Raw genomic sequence first — 17,212 nt, forward strand, 5'->3', positions numbered from 1 at the left:
TGCATCGCTATTTGCGCAGTCATGAGCGAAGCCGACCCCGCAATCAGACCCGCGCGCGTGCGCAAGCCCGACTGGATCCGCGTGAAGGCCCCGACCTCCGCCGGGTTTGCCGAAACCAAGTCGCTGATGCGCCGCCTGAACCTCGCCACCGTCTGCGAGGAAGCCGCCTGCCCCAATATCGGCGAGTGCTGGACCAAGAAGCACGCGACGGTGATGATCCTGGGCGACGTGTGCACGCGCGCCTGCGCCTTCTGCAACGTCAAGACCGGCATGCCGCGCAAGGTCGATCCGCTTGAGCCCGAGCATGTCGCGACCGCGGCGGCCGAGATGGGGCTGGAGCATATCGTGATCACCTCGGTCGATCGCGACGACCTGCCCGATGGCGGCGCCTCGCAGTTCGTGAAGGTGATCGAGGCGCTTCGCCGCAACACGCCCAGGACGACGATCGAGATCCTGACCCCCGATTTCCGCAACAAGGCGGAAGCCGCGATCGAGTCGATCGTGGCGGCGCGGCCCGACGTCTATAACCACAATCTGGAGACTGTCCCGCGGCTCTACCCGACGATCCGGCCGGGCGCGCGCTATTATGCGTCGCTGCGCCTGCTGGAGAGCGTGAAGCGGCACGATCCCTCGATCTTCACCAAGTCGGGCGTGATGCTCGGGCTGGGCGAGGAGCGGTTGGAAGTCCATCAGGTGATGGACGACATGCGATCGGCCGACATCGATTTCCTGACGATGGGCCAATATCTGCAGCCGACGCCGAAGCATGCGAAGGTCGCCGAGTTCGTCACGCCGCAATCCTTCGACGCCTATGCCGCGATCGCGCGCGCCAAGGGCTTCCTGCTCGTCGCATCCTCGCCGCTGACCCGGTCCAGCTATCATGCCGGCGACGATTTCGAGCGCCTGCGCGCCGCGCGCGAGGCGAAGCTGGCGGCGAAGGCCTAGAAGGAGTGCCGCGCCACGCCGAGACGAGGCAGCTGCCCTGGACGCCCGAGCAGATGTTCGATCTCGTCGCCGACGTGGGGCGTTATGCCGAGTTCCTGCCGTGGGTCGTCGCGGTGCGCGTCAAATCGGACAGCGCGAGCGAGATGGTGGCGGACCTGATCGTCGGCTTCAAATCGCTGCGCGAGCGCTTCACCTCGCGCGTGGTGAAGCAGCGGCCGGGGACCATCCATGTCGACTATCTCGACGGGCCGCTGAAGCATCTTGCCAATGACTGGGCGTTCCGCAGCGACGGGGCAGGGGGATGCCTTGTCGACTTCTCGGTCGAGTTCGCGTTCCGCAACCGGATATTCGAGGCGATCGCCGGGCAGATGTTCGATTCGGCGCTGCGCAAGATGATCGGCGCGTTCGAGGCGCGCGCGGCGACGCTTTACGGCGCCGGTGCGTCCGGCATCAGCAGCTCGAGCGCGCACAGCGCCGCCTGAAGGCGGATACCGCCGCGACCGAGATCGCCGAATTCCTTGCGATCGGCGACGATCTTGTCGGGATTCGCATCCTTTTCGGCGCGCGCGAAGACGACGGTGCCGACGGGTTTCTTCTCGCTGCCGCCGCCCGGGCCGGCGATGCCGGTGATTGCCACAGCGACGTCGGCATTGCTCTTGGCGAGCGCGCGCTGCGCCATGCCCCAGGCCGCCGCGATCGAAACCGCGCCGAAGGTCTCGAGCACGTCGAGGCTGAGACCGAGCGCCAGCTTGGCTTCGTTAGCATAGACGACCCATCCGCTTTCGAGCACTTCGGACGAGCCGGGGATCTCGGTCAGCGCGGCGCAGACGAGGCCGCCGGTGCAGCTTTCGGCCAGCGCCACGCGGCGGCCGGCGGCGCGATTGGCCTCGACCACGCGGCGCGCGGCATCGACCAGTTCGGCCGGCAGGATCGTGTCGATCTTCTCGGGCGTCGAATCGTGCAATTTCAATCCCCCAGCCTGACCGTTGCAATCGCCTGCGCGGCGATCCCCTCGCCACGGCCGGTGAAGCCAAGCCGCTCCGTCGTTGTCGCCTTGACGCTAACCCTCTGTTCGGGGAGCCGCAACAGCCGGGCGATATTGGCGCGCATGCTGTCCCGATGCGGGCCGATCCTGGGCGCCTCGCAGATGATTGTGAGGTCGACATGATCGATGATGCCGCCGCGCGCCGCGACGAGATCGGCGGCATGCTCAAGGAAGCGGCCCGACGGAGCGCCTCGCCACTGCGGATCGCTGGGCGGGAAATGGCTGCCGATATCGCCGTCGCCGATCGCGCCGAGGATCGCGTCGGTCAGCGCGTGCAGCGCGACGTCGGCGTCCGAATGGCCCGAAAGCCCCTTGTCGTGCGGGATCAGCAGGCCGCCGAGCCACAGCTCCTCGCCCGCCTCGAGCCGGTGGACGTCGTAGCCCATGCCGGTGCGTGACGTCATGACGGTGCCGAGCCGGGCTTCGGCGGCGGCAAAATCGGCAGGAGTGGTGAGCTTGTGCAAATCTTCGTCTCCGTCGACGAGGGCGACCCGGTAGCCGGCCGCGCGCGCGACCTGGGCATCGTCGGTGGCTTCGCTGTCCTCGGGCCAGGCATCGTGCGCGGCGCGGATGAGGTCGAGGCGGAAGGCCTGCGGGGTCTGGATGCGATTGAGCCCGGCGCGTGCGACGATGTCGCCGAGCATGTCGCCGCCGCGCGCGAGCGTATCGGGGACGGGCAGGGCTGGCACCGCGCCGCCCGTGTCGTCCAACGCCGCGACCAGCCGGTCGATCACGGCAGGGGGCAGGAAGGGGCGGGCGGCGTCGTGGATCAGGACGATGTCGGCGTCGATCGCGGCGAGCCCGGCGCGCACCGAATCGCGCCGCGTCGCGCCGCCGGTGACGAAGGCGGGCGGATTGCCGCCGAAGGCGTCGGCGAGCAGCTCTGCCTGCCCGGCGCCGATGACGACATGCACCGAATCGATCGCGGGATGCGCGGCAAGCGCGTCGCAGGCGCGCGCGACCACGGCTCGCCCGGCGATGCGCCTATATTGCTTGGGAATATCGCCGCCCGCGCGCTCCCCCTTGCCCGCGGCGACGACCAGTGCTGCGACCCGGCTCTGCTCTGTCATGCGCGCGCCCCTAGCCCAGCGCGCGCTTGCCCGCCAGCAGCTTTCAGTTTATGGGGCTGCCTGATTTTTAGGCAATTCTCGACATGGCGACGATCAAACCCATCCAGGTCGGTCCGGTAAGGATCGACAGCCCGGTGCTGTTGGCGCCGATGACCGGCGTGACCGATCTGCCTTTCCGGCGGATCGTGCGGCGCTATGGATCGGGCCTCAACGTCACCGAGATGATCGCGAGCCAGGCGATGATCCGCGAGACGCGCCAGTCGTTGCAGAAGGCGGCGTGGGACCCGATCGAGGAACCGGTGTCGATGCAGCTCGCCGGCTGTGCGCCCCGGGAGATGGGCGAGGCGGCGAAGCTCAACGAGGATCGCGGCGCGGCGATCATCGACATCAACATGGGCTGCCCGGTGAAGAAGGTGGTCAATGGCGATGCCGGATCGGCGCTGATGCGCGACCTGAAGCTGGCCGGCCAGATCATCGACGCCACGGTCAAGGCCGTGAAGGTGCCCGTGACGCTCAAGATGCGCATGGGCTGGGATCATTCGAGCCTCAATGCGCCCGAGCTTGCGCGGATCGCCGAGGATCTGGGCGTGAAGATGATCACCGTCCACGGTCGCACGCGCAACCAGATGTACAAGGGCGAAGCCGACTGGGCCTTCGTTCGCAAGGTGAAAGATGCGGTTGGGCTGCCGGTGATCGTCAATGGCGACATCTGCTCGGTCGAGGATGCGGCGACCGCGCTCGACCAGTCGGGTGCCGACGGCGTGATGATCGGGCGCGGCGCCTATGGCAGGCCGTGGCTGCTGTCGCAGGTGATGCACTGGTTCGCGACGGGCAATCATCTGCCCGATCCGACGATCGAGGAGCAGTACCACCTGATCGTCGATCATTATCAGGCGATGCTCGAGCATTATGACGTCTTCACCGGCGTCAACATGGCGCGCAAGCATATCGGCTGGTACACCAAGGGGCTGGCGGGATCGGCCGAGTTCCGTAATCGCGTGAACCAGGAAGCCGACCCCAGGACCGTCCTCGCCATGCTCCGGGAATTTTACGCGCCATGGCTGTCTCGGGCCGCGGCCTGACCGGAACGGGCAGTCTTCCGCCTGCCGCCGAGCTGCTGAACGCGCTGCCTGCGGCGCTGATCGTCGTCGATCCGGAAGGCGTGGTGCGCGAGCTGAACAGCGCGACCGAGGCGATGCTCAACATGAGCGCATCGCTGATCCTCGCGCGCCCGCTGTCGGACGTGCTGATCCTGCCGCTCGACTATGTGAACCGCGCCGAGCACGGCTTTGCCCTGTCGCTCTACGACCTGCCGCTGATGACGACGCGCGGCCACCGGTTTCGCGCGGACTTCATCGTCACCTCGCTGGCCGATCGGCCGGGCTGGACCGTGCTGACGCTGCATCATGGCGCGGCGGCGCACCAGATGGGGCACCGGCTGGAGCGCAGCGGCGGCGTGCGCGCGGCCATGGGCGCGGCGGGCATGTTGGCGCACGAGATCAAGAACCCGCTTTCGGGCATTCGCGGCGCGGCGCAGCTGATCGAGGCGGGCGTCGACGGCGAGGCGAAGGCGCTGACCGCGCTGATCCGCACCGAGGTGGATCGCATCACCGCGCTGATAGACCAGATGGAAGGCTTTACCGACACGCGCTCGCTGCCGCCGCGACCCGAGAATATCTATCCGATCCTCGATCATGCGCGGCAGGTCGCGGCGCAGGGCTTTGGCGCTGCCGTGACCTTTCGCGAGCGCTACGACCCCTCGCTGCCGCCGGTGCTGGTCCACCGCGACACGATGATCCAGGTGCTCGTCAATCTGATGAAGAATGCCGCCGAGGCGACGGGGCCGGGCGGGACGATCGTGCTGACCACGGCTTATCGTCACGGCGTTTCGGTCAATCTCGGCCCCAAGGTCGGGCGGCAGTCGTTGCCGATCGAGCTGTGCGTGATCGACGACGGCCCCGGTGCGCCGGCCGAGATGATCGAGCATCTCTTCGAACCCTTCGTATCGAGCAAGCGCGACGGGCGTGGGCTGGGGCTGGCGCTGGTCGACAAGCTGGTCCGCGATATGGGCGGGATCATTCAATATTCGCGCGAGGGCGAACCTGAACAGACGGTGTTCAGGCTGCTGCTGCCGCGCGCACGGGGAAGTTGAGAATGGCGCGTATCCTGGTGATCGATGATGACGGCGCGATCTGCATGGTGATCGGCACCGCGCTGCGCCGCGAGCGGCACGATGTGCGTTTCGCCGGCACCATCGCCGAGGCGCGGCGCACGCTCGACGAGTTCAAGCCGCAGGTCGTCGTCACCGACGTGATGCTGCCCGACGGCAATATGCTCGATCATCTCGGCGACCAGCCCATCGAGGTGCCGATGATCGTGCTTTCGGCGCAGAATACGCTGACCACGGCGGTGCGCGCCAACGAACGCGGGGCATTCGAATATCTGCCCAAGCCCTTCGATCTCGACGAGTTGACGGGGGCGGTCGCCTCCGCGCTGCGTCGCGCGCCGGGGCTTCCCGATATCGAGGGCGAGGATGGCGGGGAGGCGCTTCCGCTCATCGGCCGATCACCGGCGATGCAGGATATCTACCGCATCATCGCGCGCGTGGTGGGCAACGACCTGACCGTCCTGATCCTCGGCGAATCCGGCACCGGCAAGGAACTGGTCGCGCGCGCGATCCACGATCTCGGCCGGCGGCGCGACGACCCCTTCGTAGCGGTCAACATGGCGGCGATACCGCGCGAGCTGATCGAATCCGAATTGTTCGGGCACGAGCGCGGGGCCTTCACCGGCGCGCAGGCGCGAACCGCCGGGCGCTTCGAACAGGCACAGCGCGGTACCTTGTTCCTCGACGAGATCGGCGACATGCCGATGGAGGCGCAGACGCGTCTGCTACGCGTGCTGCAGACGGGGGAGTTCACGACCGTGGGCGGCGCGCGCGCGATCCGCACCGACGTGCGCATCATCGCCGCCACGCACAAGAAGCTGCCAGAGATGGTCGCGGCCGGGCAGTTCCGCGAGGATCTCTATTACCGGCTCAACGTCGTGCCGATGACACTGCCGCCACTGAGGCAGCGGATGGAGGATGTCGGGCTGCTGGCGCGCCACTTCCTCGACCGCGCAGCACAGGAAGGCCTGCCGCGCCGGAGGCTCGACGGCGAGGCGGTCGCCCGGCTGATGGCCCATGACTGGCCGGGCAACGTCCGCGAGCTCGAGAATCTGATGCGTCGGCTGGCGGCGCTGGGGCGCGACGAAGTGATCGGCGGCGCGCAGGTGACGCAGCAATTGGCGGGTGCGGCGCAGAGCGAGACATCGCCTTTCGTCGGCGGCGAGCTGAGCGATGCGGTCGATCACTATCTGGCGCGCTATTTCTCGGCGCATGGCGGCGGCCTGCCCGACGACGGGCTGTATGACCGTGTGCTGGCGCAGGTCGAGGGGCCGCTGTTCCGCATCGCGCTGGCGGCGACGCGCGGCAACCAGCTGCGTGCTGCACAATTGCTGGGGCTCAACCGCAACACGCTGCGCAAAAAGCTCTCCGACCACGGAATCCAGCCGGGGCGGCAGCGCAAGGGCTGAGGCGCGATCGCGAGCGTGGACGGCGCAGCAATCGTCCCCGGCAGGCACATGCGCATCTGCGGGGCAGGGTAAATAGTGTGTTTGGCCTGCAACGAGTTTGTTGTATCGATGCAACGATGAGTGCCCCCCCGGAAGTGCCGACGACTGCGCCCCCACCATGGCGGCGGCGACTGACGGCGGCCTATCGTTCGGGCCGGCTGATGGCGGCGGCCGAGATCGCGACCTTCCTTGTCGCGGTCGCTATCGGGGCCTTCAGCTATCATCTGATCAGCAGCACCAATGACGCCCAGCGGCTGTTGACGCCGCCGCTCGTCGCATTGCTGCTCGTCGCCAACCTCGTGCCGGGCATCGCCCTGCTCGTGCTGATCGGGCGGCGCGTGGCGCAGGACAGGGCGGCGCGATCCCCGGTCGGCGGGCGCGGGCGGCTGCATGTGCGGCTTGTCGCGCTCTTTTCGCTGATCGCTGCGGTGCCGATGCTGCTCGTCGTGATCTTCGCGTCGCTGCTCTTCCAATATGGCGTCGAGTTCTGGTTTTCCGATCGCGCGCGCGGAATGCTGGAGAATGCTGGCGCGCTGGCTCGCTCATTCTACAACGAGCAAAGGCGCGAGGTGGCGGAGGAGACCGTCACCATGGCGTCGGACCTGCGCACCTATCTGGCGCAGGTCAGGTCGGACAGCCTGCAATTTCGCGAGGGCTATGCCTTTCAGGTCGTAGGCCGCAAGCTCAACGAATCCGCGATCGTCGAGGCGCCGAAGGGTCGGCAGCCGCAGACACTGGCGATCATCAATCCTGAAGAACGCGACATCGAGCAGCGCGTGACGCCGGAGATCGTCGATCGGCTGAAGAAAGAGCCGGTCGTGATCAGCGAGACCAAGGACCGCGTGGAAGCGGTGACGCGACTTGCGCCGGATTCCGACATCTATCTCTATGCATCGCGGCTCTACGACCCGCAGGGGCTGACGCGCGCCAATGCGGTGCTGGCCGACTATAACGCGCTGCTCAAGCGGTCGCGGTCGCTGCAGCTGCGCTTCAATGCGGCCTTGCTGCTCATTTCGCTGCTGATCGTGGGCGTTGCGGTGTGGATCGCGCTGACCGTGGCGGACCGGCTGGTGCGGCCGGTGGGCGAACTGGTCGACGCGGCGCGCAAGGTCGCGGCGGGCGATCTTTCCGCGCGCGTGCCGACACCGCGCCGGCGCGACGAGGTCGCGACGCTCGCCAATGCGTTCAACCGGATGACGCGACGGCTCGAGGAGCAGACGAGCGCGCTGGTTTCGGCCAACGACCTGCTCGACAGCCGGCGTGCGCTGACCGAGGCGGTGCTATCGGGCGTGTCGGCGGGCGTGGTGGCGGTCGACGGCCAGCAGCGCATCCGGATGATGAACATGTCGGCGCAGGATCTGCTGGGCGCCGATCCGGCGACGGTGACGGGCGAACCGCTGCGCCGCTTCGCACCCGAACTGGCCGACATGCTCGACGGGCACGAGCGCGATGCGATCGTGCAGATGGCGCATGGCGAAGAGCAGCGCACGCTGGCGGTGCGGCGCGTCGTCAATGCCGGCGGGCATGTGCTGACTTTCGACGATATCACGCAGCAGCTGCTCGACCAGCGCCGCGCGGCCTGGTCCGACGTGGCGCGCCGCATCGCGCACGAGATCAAGAACCCGCTGACCCCGATCCAGCTTGCCGCCGAACGGCTCCAGCGCCGGTTCGGCAAGGAGATCGAAAGCGATCCGGCGACTTTCTCGCGGCTGACCGACACGATCGTGCGGCAGGTCGGCGACCTCAGGCGGATGGTCGACGAATTCTCGTCCTTCGCGCGGATGCCCAAGCCGGTATTCAGGCCCGAATCGATCGTGGATATCGCGCGCCAATCGCTCTTCCTCCACGAAGTCGCGCATCCGGGCGTGCGCTTCTCGCTCGACGCCCCGTCGCCGTCGCCAGTCATCGTCTGCGACCGCCGCCAGCTTGGCCAGGCGCTGACCAATATCGTCAAGAATGCGGTGGAGGCGATCGAACAGACGGGCGATCCGCCGCAGGGCGCGGTCGCGATGACGATCGCGATGCCGAGCGCAGCGCGGCTGGAAATCGAGGTCGCCGACGACGGTATCGGCTTGCCCGGCGACCGCGAACGGCTGGTCGAGCCCTATGTGACGACGCGCGCGCGCGGCACCGGACTGGGGCTCGCGATCGTGAAGAAGATCGTCGAGGAACATATGGGCACGATCGGCTTTGCCGACCGGCCGGGGGGAGGAACCATTGTCACGGTGTCGCTCGATGTCGCGACGCTGGCGACGTTGGCGGGATCGGAGACGGGCGGGGGCGCCGCATCCAAAGGCCCGGAGCGACTGACAAGCATGAAGGCGGATTGAGATCATGGCCCTGGACGTTTTGATCGTCGACGACGAGCGCGACATTCGCGAGCTCGTGTCCGGCGTGCTCGAGGATGAAGGCTACAGCACACGGCTGGCCGCCGACAGCGACGCCGCGCTGGCCGCGATCGACGAGCGGCGGCCGTCGCTGGTACTGCTCGACGTGTGGCTGCAGGGATCCCGGCTCGACGGGCTCGATCTGCTCGATGAAATCAAGCGGCGCGATCCCTCGCTTCCCGTGCTCGTCATCTCGGGGCACGGCAATCTCGACACGGCAGTAACGGCAATCCGGCGCGGGGCGGCCGATTTCATCGAAAAGCCCTTCGAGGCCGAGCGGCTGCTCCACCTCGTCCGCCGCGCGACCGAAACCGAACGGCTACAACGCGAGAATGCCACGCTGAAGGCGCAGATCGGGCTGGACGACGAGCTCACGGGATCGTCGGCGGCGATCAACGGCGTACGCGCGACGCTGAAACGCGTGGCGCAGACGGGAAGCCGGGTGCTGATCACCGGCCCGGCGGGCGTCGGCAAGGAAGTAGCGGCGCGGCTGCTCCATGCCTGGAGCCTGCGCGGCGAATCGCCCTTCGTGGTGGTCAGCGCGGCGCGGATGACGCCCGAGCGCGTCGAGGAGGAATTGTTCGGCGTCGAGCAGACGGGCGAGATGGTGCGCCCGGGGCTGCTCGAACAGGCGCACGGCGGCACGCTGTTCCTCGACGAGATCGCCGACATGCCGATGACCACGCAGGCCAAGATATTGCGCGTGCTGACCGACCAGAGCTTCAACCGCGTCGGCGGGCAGCGCATGGTCAAGGTCGACGTGCGCGTCGTCTCCGCGACCGCCAAGAATCTGGCCGGCGAGATCGCCGAGGGGCGGTTCCGCGAGGATCTCTACTATCGGCTCAACGTCGTACCCGTTCACCTGCCGCCGCTGACCGAGCGGCGCGAGGACATCCCGTCGCTCGTCGAGCATTTCGTCGCGCGCTACGCGACCGAGCGGCGCGTGCCGACGCCCGAGATTGCCGACAATGCGGTCGCGGCGCTCCAGGCCTATGACTGGCCGGGCAATGTCCGCCAGCTGCGCAACATCGTCGAGCGCACGATCATCATGGCGCCGGGCGACCGGATCGGGCGGATCGAGATCGACATGCTGCCGCCCGAAGTAATGGGCGACCAGCCTTCGCTGACCGGCGGGACGACGGCGAGCGCGATCATGGGCGCACCGCTGCGCGAGGCGCGCGAGACGTTCGAGCGCGAATATCTGCGCATCCAGATCAGGCGCTTCTCGGGCAATATATCGCGCACCGCGACCTTCATCGGCATGGAACGCTCCGCGCTGCACCGAAAGCTCAAGCTGCTCGGCCTGTCCGATCCGCGCGACGACGAATAGCCGATTTTGCCATTCTCCGGGTGACGAAAGGGTGCGGGCGTCCTATCTAGGGCGCGCGGCGAGGCCTTCTCTCGGCCGTAGACGTTGATCAACGACGCGACCCAGCGGGCAAGAGCCCGCCAACAACCGGAGAAACGGCAATGGCCGAAAAGACCAATAATCTTCAGGATATCTTCCTGAACTCCCTCAGAAAATCGAAGACTCCCGTGACCATGTTCCTGGTCAAGGGCGTCAAGCTCCAGGGCATCATTACCTGGTTCGACAACTTTTCCGTCCTGCTGCGGCGCGACGGCAATGCACAGCTCGTTTACAAGCATGCCATCTCGACGGTGATGCCGGCGGCGCCCGTCGACCTCACCGCGCTCCAGAACGGCTTCGAGGAAGGCGCGCGCAAAAACCCGCTGCTGCAGGAGATTTTCCTCAACGCGGTGCGCAAGTCGGGCGACCCGGTGACGATGTTCCTCGTGAACGGTGTCATGCTGCAGGGGCAGATCGCGGCCTTCGACCTGTTCTGCATGCTGCTGCAGCGCGAGGGCATGGTGCAGCTTGTCTACAAGCACGCCATTTCGACCGTGCAGCCTGCTCATCCGCTGAATCTGGCGGCCGAAGGCGAGGACGATTGAGCGTCTTCAACAAGCAGGATGACGATTTCGCGCGCGGCGCGCCAGCGGTCATCGCCTACCCCGATCTCGGGGGCGGCGGTGATCGCGATGCCGATGCGCGGCTTGAGGAGGCGGCGGGCCTTGCGGAGGCGATCGGCATCGACGTGCGCGATCGCCTTGCGCTCAAGATCCGCTCGCCCAAGCCGGCTACGCTGTTCGGAAGCGGCCAGGTGGAGCAGATCGCGACGCATGCGCGCATGGCCGATGCCGAACTGGTGATCGTCGACGGCGCGATCACGCCGGTGCAGCAGCGCAATCTGGAAACCGCGCTGAAGACCAAGGTGATCGACCGCACCGGGCTGATCCTCGAAATCTTCGGCGAGCGTGCCGCGACCGCCGAAGGGCGATTGCAGGTGGAACTCGCCCATCTCGACTATCAGGCGGGCCGGCTGGTTCGCAGCTGGACGCACCTCGAGCGGCAGCGCGGTGGCTTCGGCTTCCTTGGCGGCCCCGGCGAAACGCAGATCGAGGCTGACCGCCGGATGATCCGCGACCGCATGGCCAAGCTGAAGCGCGAACTGGAGACTGTATCGCGCACGCGCGGGCTGCACCGCGAGCGGCGGCGGCGTGCGCCCTGGCCGGTTGTCGCGCTCGTTGGTTATACAAATACCGGAAAATCTACTCTTTTCAATCGGATGACTGGCGCTGACGTCATGGCGGAAGATCTGCTCTTCGCCACGCTTGATCCGACGATGCGGCAAATCTCGTTGCCCGGCATCGACAAGGCCATACTGTCCGACACGGTAGGGTTCGTCTCCGATCTGCCGACGCAGCTCGTCGCGGCCTTCCGCGCGACGCTTGAGGAAGTGACGGCCGCCGACCTGATCGTCCATGTCCGCGATATCGCGCATCCCGACAGCGATGCGCAGGCCGCTGATGTCGAACAGGTGCTCGACGAGATCGGGGCCGGCGGGGAAGGGGGGCCGCTTCGCGTAGAGGCATGGAACAAGGTCGACCTGCTCGATCCTGACGCAGCCGAAGCCGTGCGCAACGAAGCGGCGCGGCGTGAGGATGTGGTCGTGATCTCGGCCTTGTCGGGCGAGGGCGTCGACGCGCTCAGTCGGCTGATCAGCACGCGGCTCACCAGCACGAGCCGGATCCGCCACGTCGAGCTCGACGTGGCTGACGGGGCGGCGGTAGCCTGGCTGCACCAGCATGGCGAAGTCGTCGATCGGCGCGCGGACGACAACAAGGTGGCGATCGACGTGCGCCTGTCAGACGTGGACTGGGATCGCTTCCAGTCGCGTCACGTATTCTGAGCGCTGTTTCAGCCGCGCTTGGCGGCTTCCCACAGGGCTTCCTTGGCGTCGAGCGAGAGTGCCGGGAAGGCCGCGCCGGCGGATGCCTCCATCGCGCGGAAACGCTTTTCGAACTTGAGATTTGCTTTTCTTAAAGCGGTTTCTGGATCGATTTTAAGATGGCGCGCGAAATTTACGGTCGCAAAGATGAGGTCTCCGACTTCGCCTTCGATCTCGTCGCGCGACGTAGCGCCGGCGATCTCTGCCAGTTCCTCGCTGATCTTGGCGCGAGGGCCATCGGGATCGGGCCAGTCGAAACCGACGCGTGCGGCGCGCTTCTGGAGCTTCTCGGCGCGAAGCAAGGCAGGAAGCGCAGCGGCGACGCCGGCGAGCGCGCTCTTGTCCTCATCCTTGCCGGCGCGCTCGGCGGCCTTGATCGTTTCCCAATTGGCAAGGACGGCATTGCCGTCACGCGCTTCGGCGTCGCCGAAGACATGGGGATGGCGGCGGATCATCTTGTCGCAGATCGCACCAATCACGTCGCCGACGTCGAAATGGCCGGCTTCCTCGGCCATGCGCGCGTGGAAAACGACCTGGAGCAGAAGATCGCCGAGTTCGTCCTTGAGCGCGGCCATATCGTCGCGCTCGATCGCGTCAGCAACTTCATAGGCTTCCTCGATCGTATAAGGCGCGATGGTGCGGAAATCCTGCTCGACATCCCAGGGGCAGCCATTTTCGGGATCGCGCAGGCGCGCCATGATCGCGACCAGTTTTCCAAGCGGGGGATTGGCATCAGCCTGCATATATGTTCCTGCCATTTAGAGAAGTCATAGTCGCGGCCGTATAGAAATGTCACATGCTCGTGGACAGAAGGGGCTGCGTGGAACGCTTTCTATGGCACCGCGCAGACCCTGCCGACGCGTTGACGTAGAAGTGACGGCTGTGGACCCGCCGCGTCAGCAGTGGGCCGGTGCATAGCACTAACTAAAGGAGTAGATCTAATTGCAGACATCAAGTCAGATAGGCATACACGGGGCATGAGGATCCGTGCACTTTCCTGTCAGGCTATAACCGCTTTTTCAGCCATTCTTTACGTTGCCATTCCAATATCGGCAGATGCTCATAGGGAACGTATCTGGATAGTATTGGAGCACGGGCCAAGGCAGGTGAGCCTAATGTATGGCAAACCAGAATCAGACGACATCATTTTCGATTTCACATGCATCGATAAACTGACGAAATTATATTATTCCTTTGAACGAGAAGAAAAACCCTACGGTACTATCGAGCCGGTGACTATTGTTATCAAGATCGGCCGAAAGCAGATCGTGGCGCCTGCAACTGCTACGTTTGACGAGGGTGGCAGGCCCAGAATCGAAACGCAAGATAGTGTATCGCCGGCATTGATAGCGGGGTTAAATAGTCGCGGGCGGATCAGGGCAATGGATCGTTGGGGTGGGAGTTCCGCACCTGCCGTTCCTCCCGCAAGGTTGAAGGAATGGCAGGCCAAATGCGGCGCCTAAATTCAGACTCATGGCGGACTCTGATTCAGGCTTTGTATGAGCAGATACGATCTGACTGCACTTCGAGTGCTACGTGATCGAGCCGCTGTTGCCTGGCAAGCTCCGAGGCATGCCGCGCATTGATGTCATTCCGATCTAACGGAGGGGGGACATTTCTATCTGGCGCTTGCAATACGCAAGTCCGATAATATACAAACTGCTAACCCCCTGTTTATACACGATTTATTCTGGGGGTATTCACTATGGCTATTAACCCACAGCTTGTCGCAGTTCATGAGTTGCCTAAGGTCGGCCGCACGTCGCGTCGGCCGACGCACGCTTTTCAGCTTCGCACGCGCCCGTGGCAAGTGCAGCCGTTTCTCATTGCTCCGGTGCTGCCGGGCGAGACGATGAAAAACCTGCTTTTGCAGGCGCGTGTCGTCACCGATCCGATCAAAAATCCGCTCATCGGCTGGTGGACCGAGTTCTACCTGTTCTACGTCAAGCTGCGCGATCTGAACGAGCGCGACACGCTGACCGATGCTCTGGTGACGAACGCCAGCACGGCTGCTCTCAATTCGGCGGCGAAGGTTTCGACCTATCATGTCGGCGGCGCCCCCGACTTCGCAACCATGTGCCTTAACCGCGTCGTCGAGGAATATTTCCGCGACGAGGATGAGGCCGTTCTGGATGCCGCGATAGACGGCTTGCCGCTCGCGCAGATCGGCGTGAATAACTGGCTTGATAGCGCCATCCCCGATAGTCAGGTCGCCGATACGAACGAAGAGTTCCCCGGCGAAAATCCCGCGCTCCCCGCGAACATGTCGGCGTTCGCGGCGCATTATGCGCATTGGGAGGCTATGCGCTCGATGCAGCTTACCGCGGTCGATTTCGAGGACTGGCTTAAGACGTTTGGCGTCAAGGTTCCGAAGTCGCAGGAGGAGGCCCACCGGCCCGAGCTTATCCGCTATATCCGCGAGTGGACCTATCCGAGCAACACGGTCAATCCGTCCGATGGCTCGCCTAGTTCGGCCTGTTCGTGGTCCGTCGCGGAGCGCGCCGACAAGGATCGGTTCTTTGCGGAACCCGGCTTCGTCTTCGGCGTGTCTGTGACCCGCCCGAAGGTGTATTTCGGCAAGCAAAAGGGCGCTGGCGTCTCGATGATGAACGACGCCTATTCGTGGCTCCCTGCGGTTCTCCAGTCGGAGCCGTATACGTCGCTCAAGAAGTTCGCCGCTGCGGCGGGGCCGCTCGGCGGCAACACGGGCACGAATGACTACTGGGTCGATCTTCGCGATCTGTTCATGCACGGCGATCAGTTCATGAATTTCGCCCTGGACGCGACCGATGCGGGCTTGGTGGCGCTGCCCACCACGGCGCTTAAGCGCAAATATGCGTCCTCGACCGATGCGGACGCGCTGTTCAAGGTCGCCGCGTCGAACAAGATCAAGATGGATGGTCGATGCGATCTCACCATTTTGTCGCGGATCGAGGACACCTCGCTCTAGAGCGAGGGGAGGGGGCAGCGGACCGGGGGGTCACGCTGCCCCCTCGACGTTCACCAAGCCATACCGCGCATGGCGGGCGCGACGCTGATGTGAACGTGTCTCGGGTATCGGATGAGTTGGTCAAAGGCGAGCATGTCTCGCTCTTTCAGCCACAGGCAGGCGTTGAAGACCTGCTCTGTCCCGTAGCGGCTGTGTGTGAAGTCTGCGGCGTAACCGGTCATGTGATCGGACGTTTTTGACCCGCCCACCGCTTCGTTGACCGCTGGCGAGCGATAACCGCTCGTGATCCGCATCGGGTAGCCGCCGAGTTCTTCTCGGATGATTTCCAGCGTCCGCGCCAGTGCGCGGAGACGGCCGTGGTAGGCCGCTGGCGGCACGTTCTTCAGCTTCGATCCGGTCACGCAAAACTCCGCGAGCGTGAAATGATCGGTCAGACGGTCCACTCGATTGTCGTTCATCCTTTTTACTCCTCTGGTTGCGCCAGCAACCGGAGGTTGCCGCTCGGCGAGAGCGGGGGAGGCCGGGTCAAGGGGGGTGGTGCGGCCCGCAGCGCGAAGCGCGAGGACCCGGCCCCCTTGACGCGGGCAGGGGGCGGCGCCCCCTCTTATTGTGCGTTGGGCCGCGAAGCGGCGCGGGCCGAAGGCCCACTGGACTATCAACGCACAAGTGACACCGGCTGTGTACGGGGTCGCGCATGATCTACCAGCATCTCGACCGCTGGAAGATTACCGCTGCCCGAGCCGTCGCCTCGGGGGCGGGTAACGCGACAAGCGTCCACAAGGTCGGGCGGGTCGCCCGCCTTGGCGTTCCGCGCGTGCGCTGGAACGTGGCAGGCCGATGCTTACGGCCTGTTTACCGCGAGCTTGTAGGCTCGGCGGCCATGAGGAAACCGGGATCGGTTGTGAAGGTCTACCAGCGGGGACCGGCGATCTATGATCGTGGCCCGTCGCACGTCCTTGAGATGGACGTGCGGTGCCGTCAGTGCGTCGAGTGCCTCAAGGCCCGCGCACGTCATTGGAAGCTGCGAGCGCAAAGCGAGATCGCTGCGACCGAAGGTCGCACATGGTTCGGGACGTTGACGCTTCGTCCCGATGCTCATTTCAAAGCTGTGTCCCGAGCGCGCCTCCGTCTGGCCGCGCAGGGCATTGATTTTGATAGGCTCGATGCGAAGGAGCAGTTCTCCGAGCGCGTCCGCGAAATCGGGCCGGAAATCACGCTGTGGCTCAAGCGTGTTCGAAAAGAGAGCGGGGCTTTGCTCCGCTATATCCTCGTCGTAGAGGCACATAAGTCGGGGTTGCCGCATTTTCACTGCCTCATCCATGAGGTGCGGCCGGAAGCCCCAGTTGGCGAACGTGTCCTGCGTAAGCAGTGGACGGGCGGATTTTCCATGTTCAAGCTGGTCGCCCAGGGCATAAATACCGCCGCCAATTATGTGACGAAATATCTCACCAAGTCTGCGATCTCGAGAGTTCGAGCGTCGAAGGGTTATGGTCAGCGCAGCCTCTGCGATCTGGATCATAGGATTGACCCGAAGGGGGAAATCCGTGAGGAAAATATAGACCCCCCAAAAAAGTCAATTTTTATGGGGACTGCACATGTCAGCGTCAGCATGGCCGGTGAGCTACAGGCCGACAGCACCGCAGCCGTACCGCCAAGGCTTTCAACAGCCGGGGAGGCTGCCAACGCCAGCGAACGACAACAGGTTCGCGGCGAACGACAATTTCATAGACACGGCGAGGAAATTCAGGCGGATTGCCGCTCGTGTCCCGTTTGGGAAGAGCGAACGGGGCTTTGCACGCGCCTTCACGATTATCCGCCAACACCCTCTTTGGAGGGTTCTGGATGCAATCGACGCGTTGGACGCGATCATGCGCCGTCACGGTGGGCTGGTGATAGCCCCTAGCGATCCC

General features: G+C 65.0%; 16 protein-coding genes. 12 read left to right on the forward strand and 4 right to left on the reverse strand.

The window, feature by feature from the left end; all coding sequences use genetic code 11:
* Window positions 1-21: 21 nt before the first annotated feature.
* Both lipA and AC3WT0_RS01060 read left to right on the forward strand, forming a co-directional pair.
* Entirely contained in the window at window positions 22-945 is a 924-nt protein-coding gene (lipA, locus tag AC3WT0_RS01055) for a lipoyl synthase (protein ID WP_492750720.1), read from the forward strand.
* A gap of 5 nt (window positions 946-950) precedes the next feature.
* Entirely contained in the window at window positions 951-1,427 is a 477-nt protein-coding gene (locus tag AC3WT0_RS01060; protein ID WP_492750722.1) for a type II toxin-antitoxin system RatA family toxin, read from the forward strand.
* Here the strand turns inward: AC3WT0_RS01060 and AC3WT0_RS01065 are convergent.
* Window positions 1,373-1,915, reverse strand: coding sequence for a CinA family protein (locus AC3WT0_RS01065; RefSeq protein ID WP_492750724.1), 543 nt, complete (start codon window positions 1,913-1,915; stop codon window positions 1,373-1,375). The two genes, AC3WT0_RS01060 and AC3WT0_RS01065, sit on opposite strands and share 55 nt — an antisense overlap.
* Window positions 1,912-3,060 carry a bifunctional 2-C-methyl-D-erythritol 4-phosphate cytidylyltransferase/2-C-methyl-D-erythritol 2,4-cyclodiphosphate synthase gene (locus tag AC3WT0_RS01070; protein WP_492750726.1) on the reverse strand — a complete coding sequence of 383 codons (1,149 nt, stop codon included), beginning with the start codon at window positions 3,058-3,060 and terminating at the stop codon, window positions 1,912-1,914. The genes AC3WT0_RS01065 and AC3WT0_RS01070 overlap by 4 nt, the downstream gene beginning before the upstream one ends.
* A gap of 83 nt (window positions 3,061-3,143) precedes the next feature.
* Here AC3WT0_RS01070 and dusB point away from each other — a divergent pair, with 83 nt between their 5' ends.
* The 7 genes from dusB (at window position 3,144) to hflX (ending at window position 12,313) form a co-directional block, all read left to right on the forward strand.
* Complete coding sequence (dusB, locus tag AC3WT0_RS01075; RefSeq protein WP_492750727.1) at window positions 3,144-4,142, forward strand: tRNA dihydrouridine synthase DusB; 999 nt, start codon at window positions 3,144-3,146, stop codon at window positions 4,140-4,142.
* Window positions 4,118-5,212, forward strand: coding sequence for a two-component system sensor histidine kinase NtrB (locus tag AC3WT0_RS01080; protein WP_492750729.1), 1,095 nt, complete (start codon window positions 4,118-4,120; stop codon window positions 5,210-5,212). Before dusB ends, AC3WT0_RS01080 begins: the two co-directional genes overlap by 25 nt.
* A gap of 2 nt (window positions 5,213-5,214) precedes the next feature.
* Complete coding sequence (gene ntrC / locus AC3WT0_RS01085; RefSeq protein ID WP_492750732.1) at window positions 5,215-6,636, forward strand: nitrogen regulation protein NR(I); 1,422 nt, start codon at window positions 5,215-5,217, stop codon at window positions 6,634-6,636.
* Window positions 6,637-6,752: 116 nt separating this feature from the next.
* Complete coding sequence (locus AC3WT0_RS01090) at window positions 6,753-9,005, forward strand: sensor histidine kinase (protein ID WP_492750734.1); 2,253 nt, start codon at window positions 6,753-6,755, stop codon at window positions 9,003-9,005.
* Window positions 9,006-9,009: 4 nt separating this feature from the next.
* A complete protein-coding gene (gene ntrX / locus AC3WT0_RS01095) occupies window positions 9,010-10,392 on the forward strand; it encodes a nitrogen assimilation response regulator NtrX (protein ID WP_492750735.1) in 1,383 nt (460 codons plus the stop codon).
* A gap of 140 nt (window positions 10,393-10,532) precedes the next feature.
* Window positions 10,533-11,015 carry an RNA chaperone Hfq gene (hfq, locus tag AC3WT0_RS01100; protein ID WP_492750736.1) on the forward strand — a complete coding sequence of 161 codons (483 nt, stop codon included), beginning with the start codon at window positions 10,533-10,535 and terminating at the stop codon, window positions 11,013-11,015.
* Window positions 11,012-12,313, forward strand: a complete 1,302-nt coding sequence (gene hflX / locus AC3WT0_RS01105; protein WP_492750738.1) for a GTPase HflX — start codon at window positions 11,012-11,014, stop codon at window positions 12,311-12,313. The genes hfq and hflX overlap by 4 nt, the downstream gene beginning before the upstream one ends.
* Before the next feature lie 8 nt (window positions 12,314-12,321).
* Here the strand turns inward: hflX and mazG are convergent, their stop codons facing one another.
* The gene (mazG, locus tag AC3WT0_RS01110; protein WP_492750740.1) at window positions 12,322-13,095 is read right to left on the reverse strand and encodes a nucleoside triphosphate pyrophosphohydrolase; all 774 of its coding nucleotides are present in this window, start codon (window positions 13,093-13,095) and stop codon (window positions 12,322-12,324) included.
* Window positions 13,096-13,329: 234 nt separating this feature from the next.
* Between mazG and AC3WT0_RS01115 the strand changes: the two genes are divergently transcribed.
* Together AC3WT0_RS01115 and AC3WT0_RS01120 are read left to right on the forward strand one after the other, a co-directional pair.
* Complete coding sequence (locus AC3WT0_RS01115) at window positions 13,330-13,815, forward strand: hypothetical protein (protein ID WP_492750741.1); 486 nt, start codon at window positions 13,330-13,332, stop codon at window positions 13,813-13,815.
* Between the two features lie 242 nt (window positions 13,816-14,057).
* Complete coding sequence (locus AC3WT0_RS01120; protein WP_492750743.1) at window positions 14,058-15,302, forward strand: hypothetical protein; 1,245 nt, start codon at window positions 14,058-14,060, stop codon at window positions 15,300-15,302.
* A 50-nt stretch (window positions 15,303-15,352) separates the two neighbouring features.
* Here AC3WT0_RS01120 and AC3WT0_RS01125 read toward each other — a convergent pair whose 3' ends face one another.
* Window positions 15,353-15,760 (reverse strand): D-Ala-D-Ala carboxypeptidase family metallohydrolase, encoded by a 408-nt coding sequence (locus AC3WT0_RS01125; protein ID WP_492750745.1) that lies wholly within the window; start codon window positions 15,758-15,760, stop codon window positions 15,353-15,355.
* 236 nt (window positions 15,761-15,996) lie between these two features.
* On the opposite strand from AC3WT0_RS01125, the gene AC3WT0_RS01130 reads away from it, so the two are divergent.
* Window positions 15,997-17,205, forward strand: coding sequence for a rolling circle replication-associated protein (locus AC3WT0_RS01130; RefSeq protein WP_492750747.1), 1,209 nt, complete (start codon window positions 15,997-15,999; stop codon window positions 17,203-17,205).
* The last annotated feature ends 7 nt before the right edge of the window (window positions 17,206-17,212 follow it).

The sequence above is a fragment of the Sphingomonas sp. EU05-FHT14C10 genome (assembly GCF_058790595.1).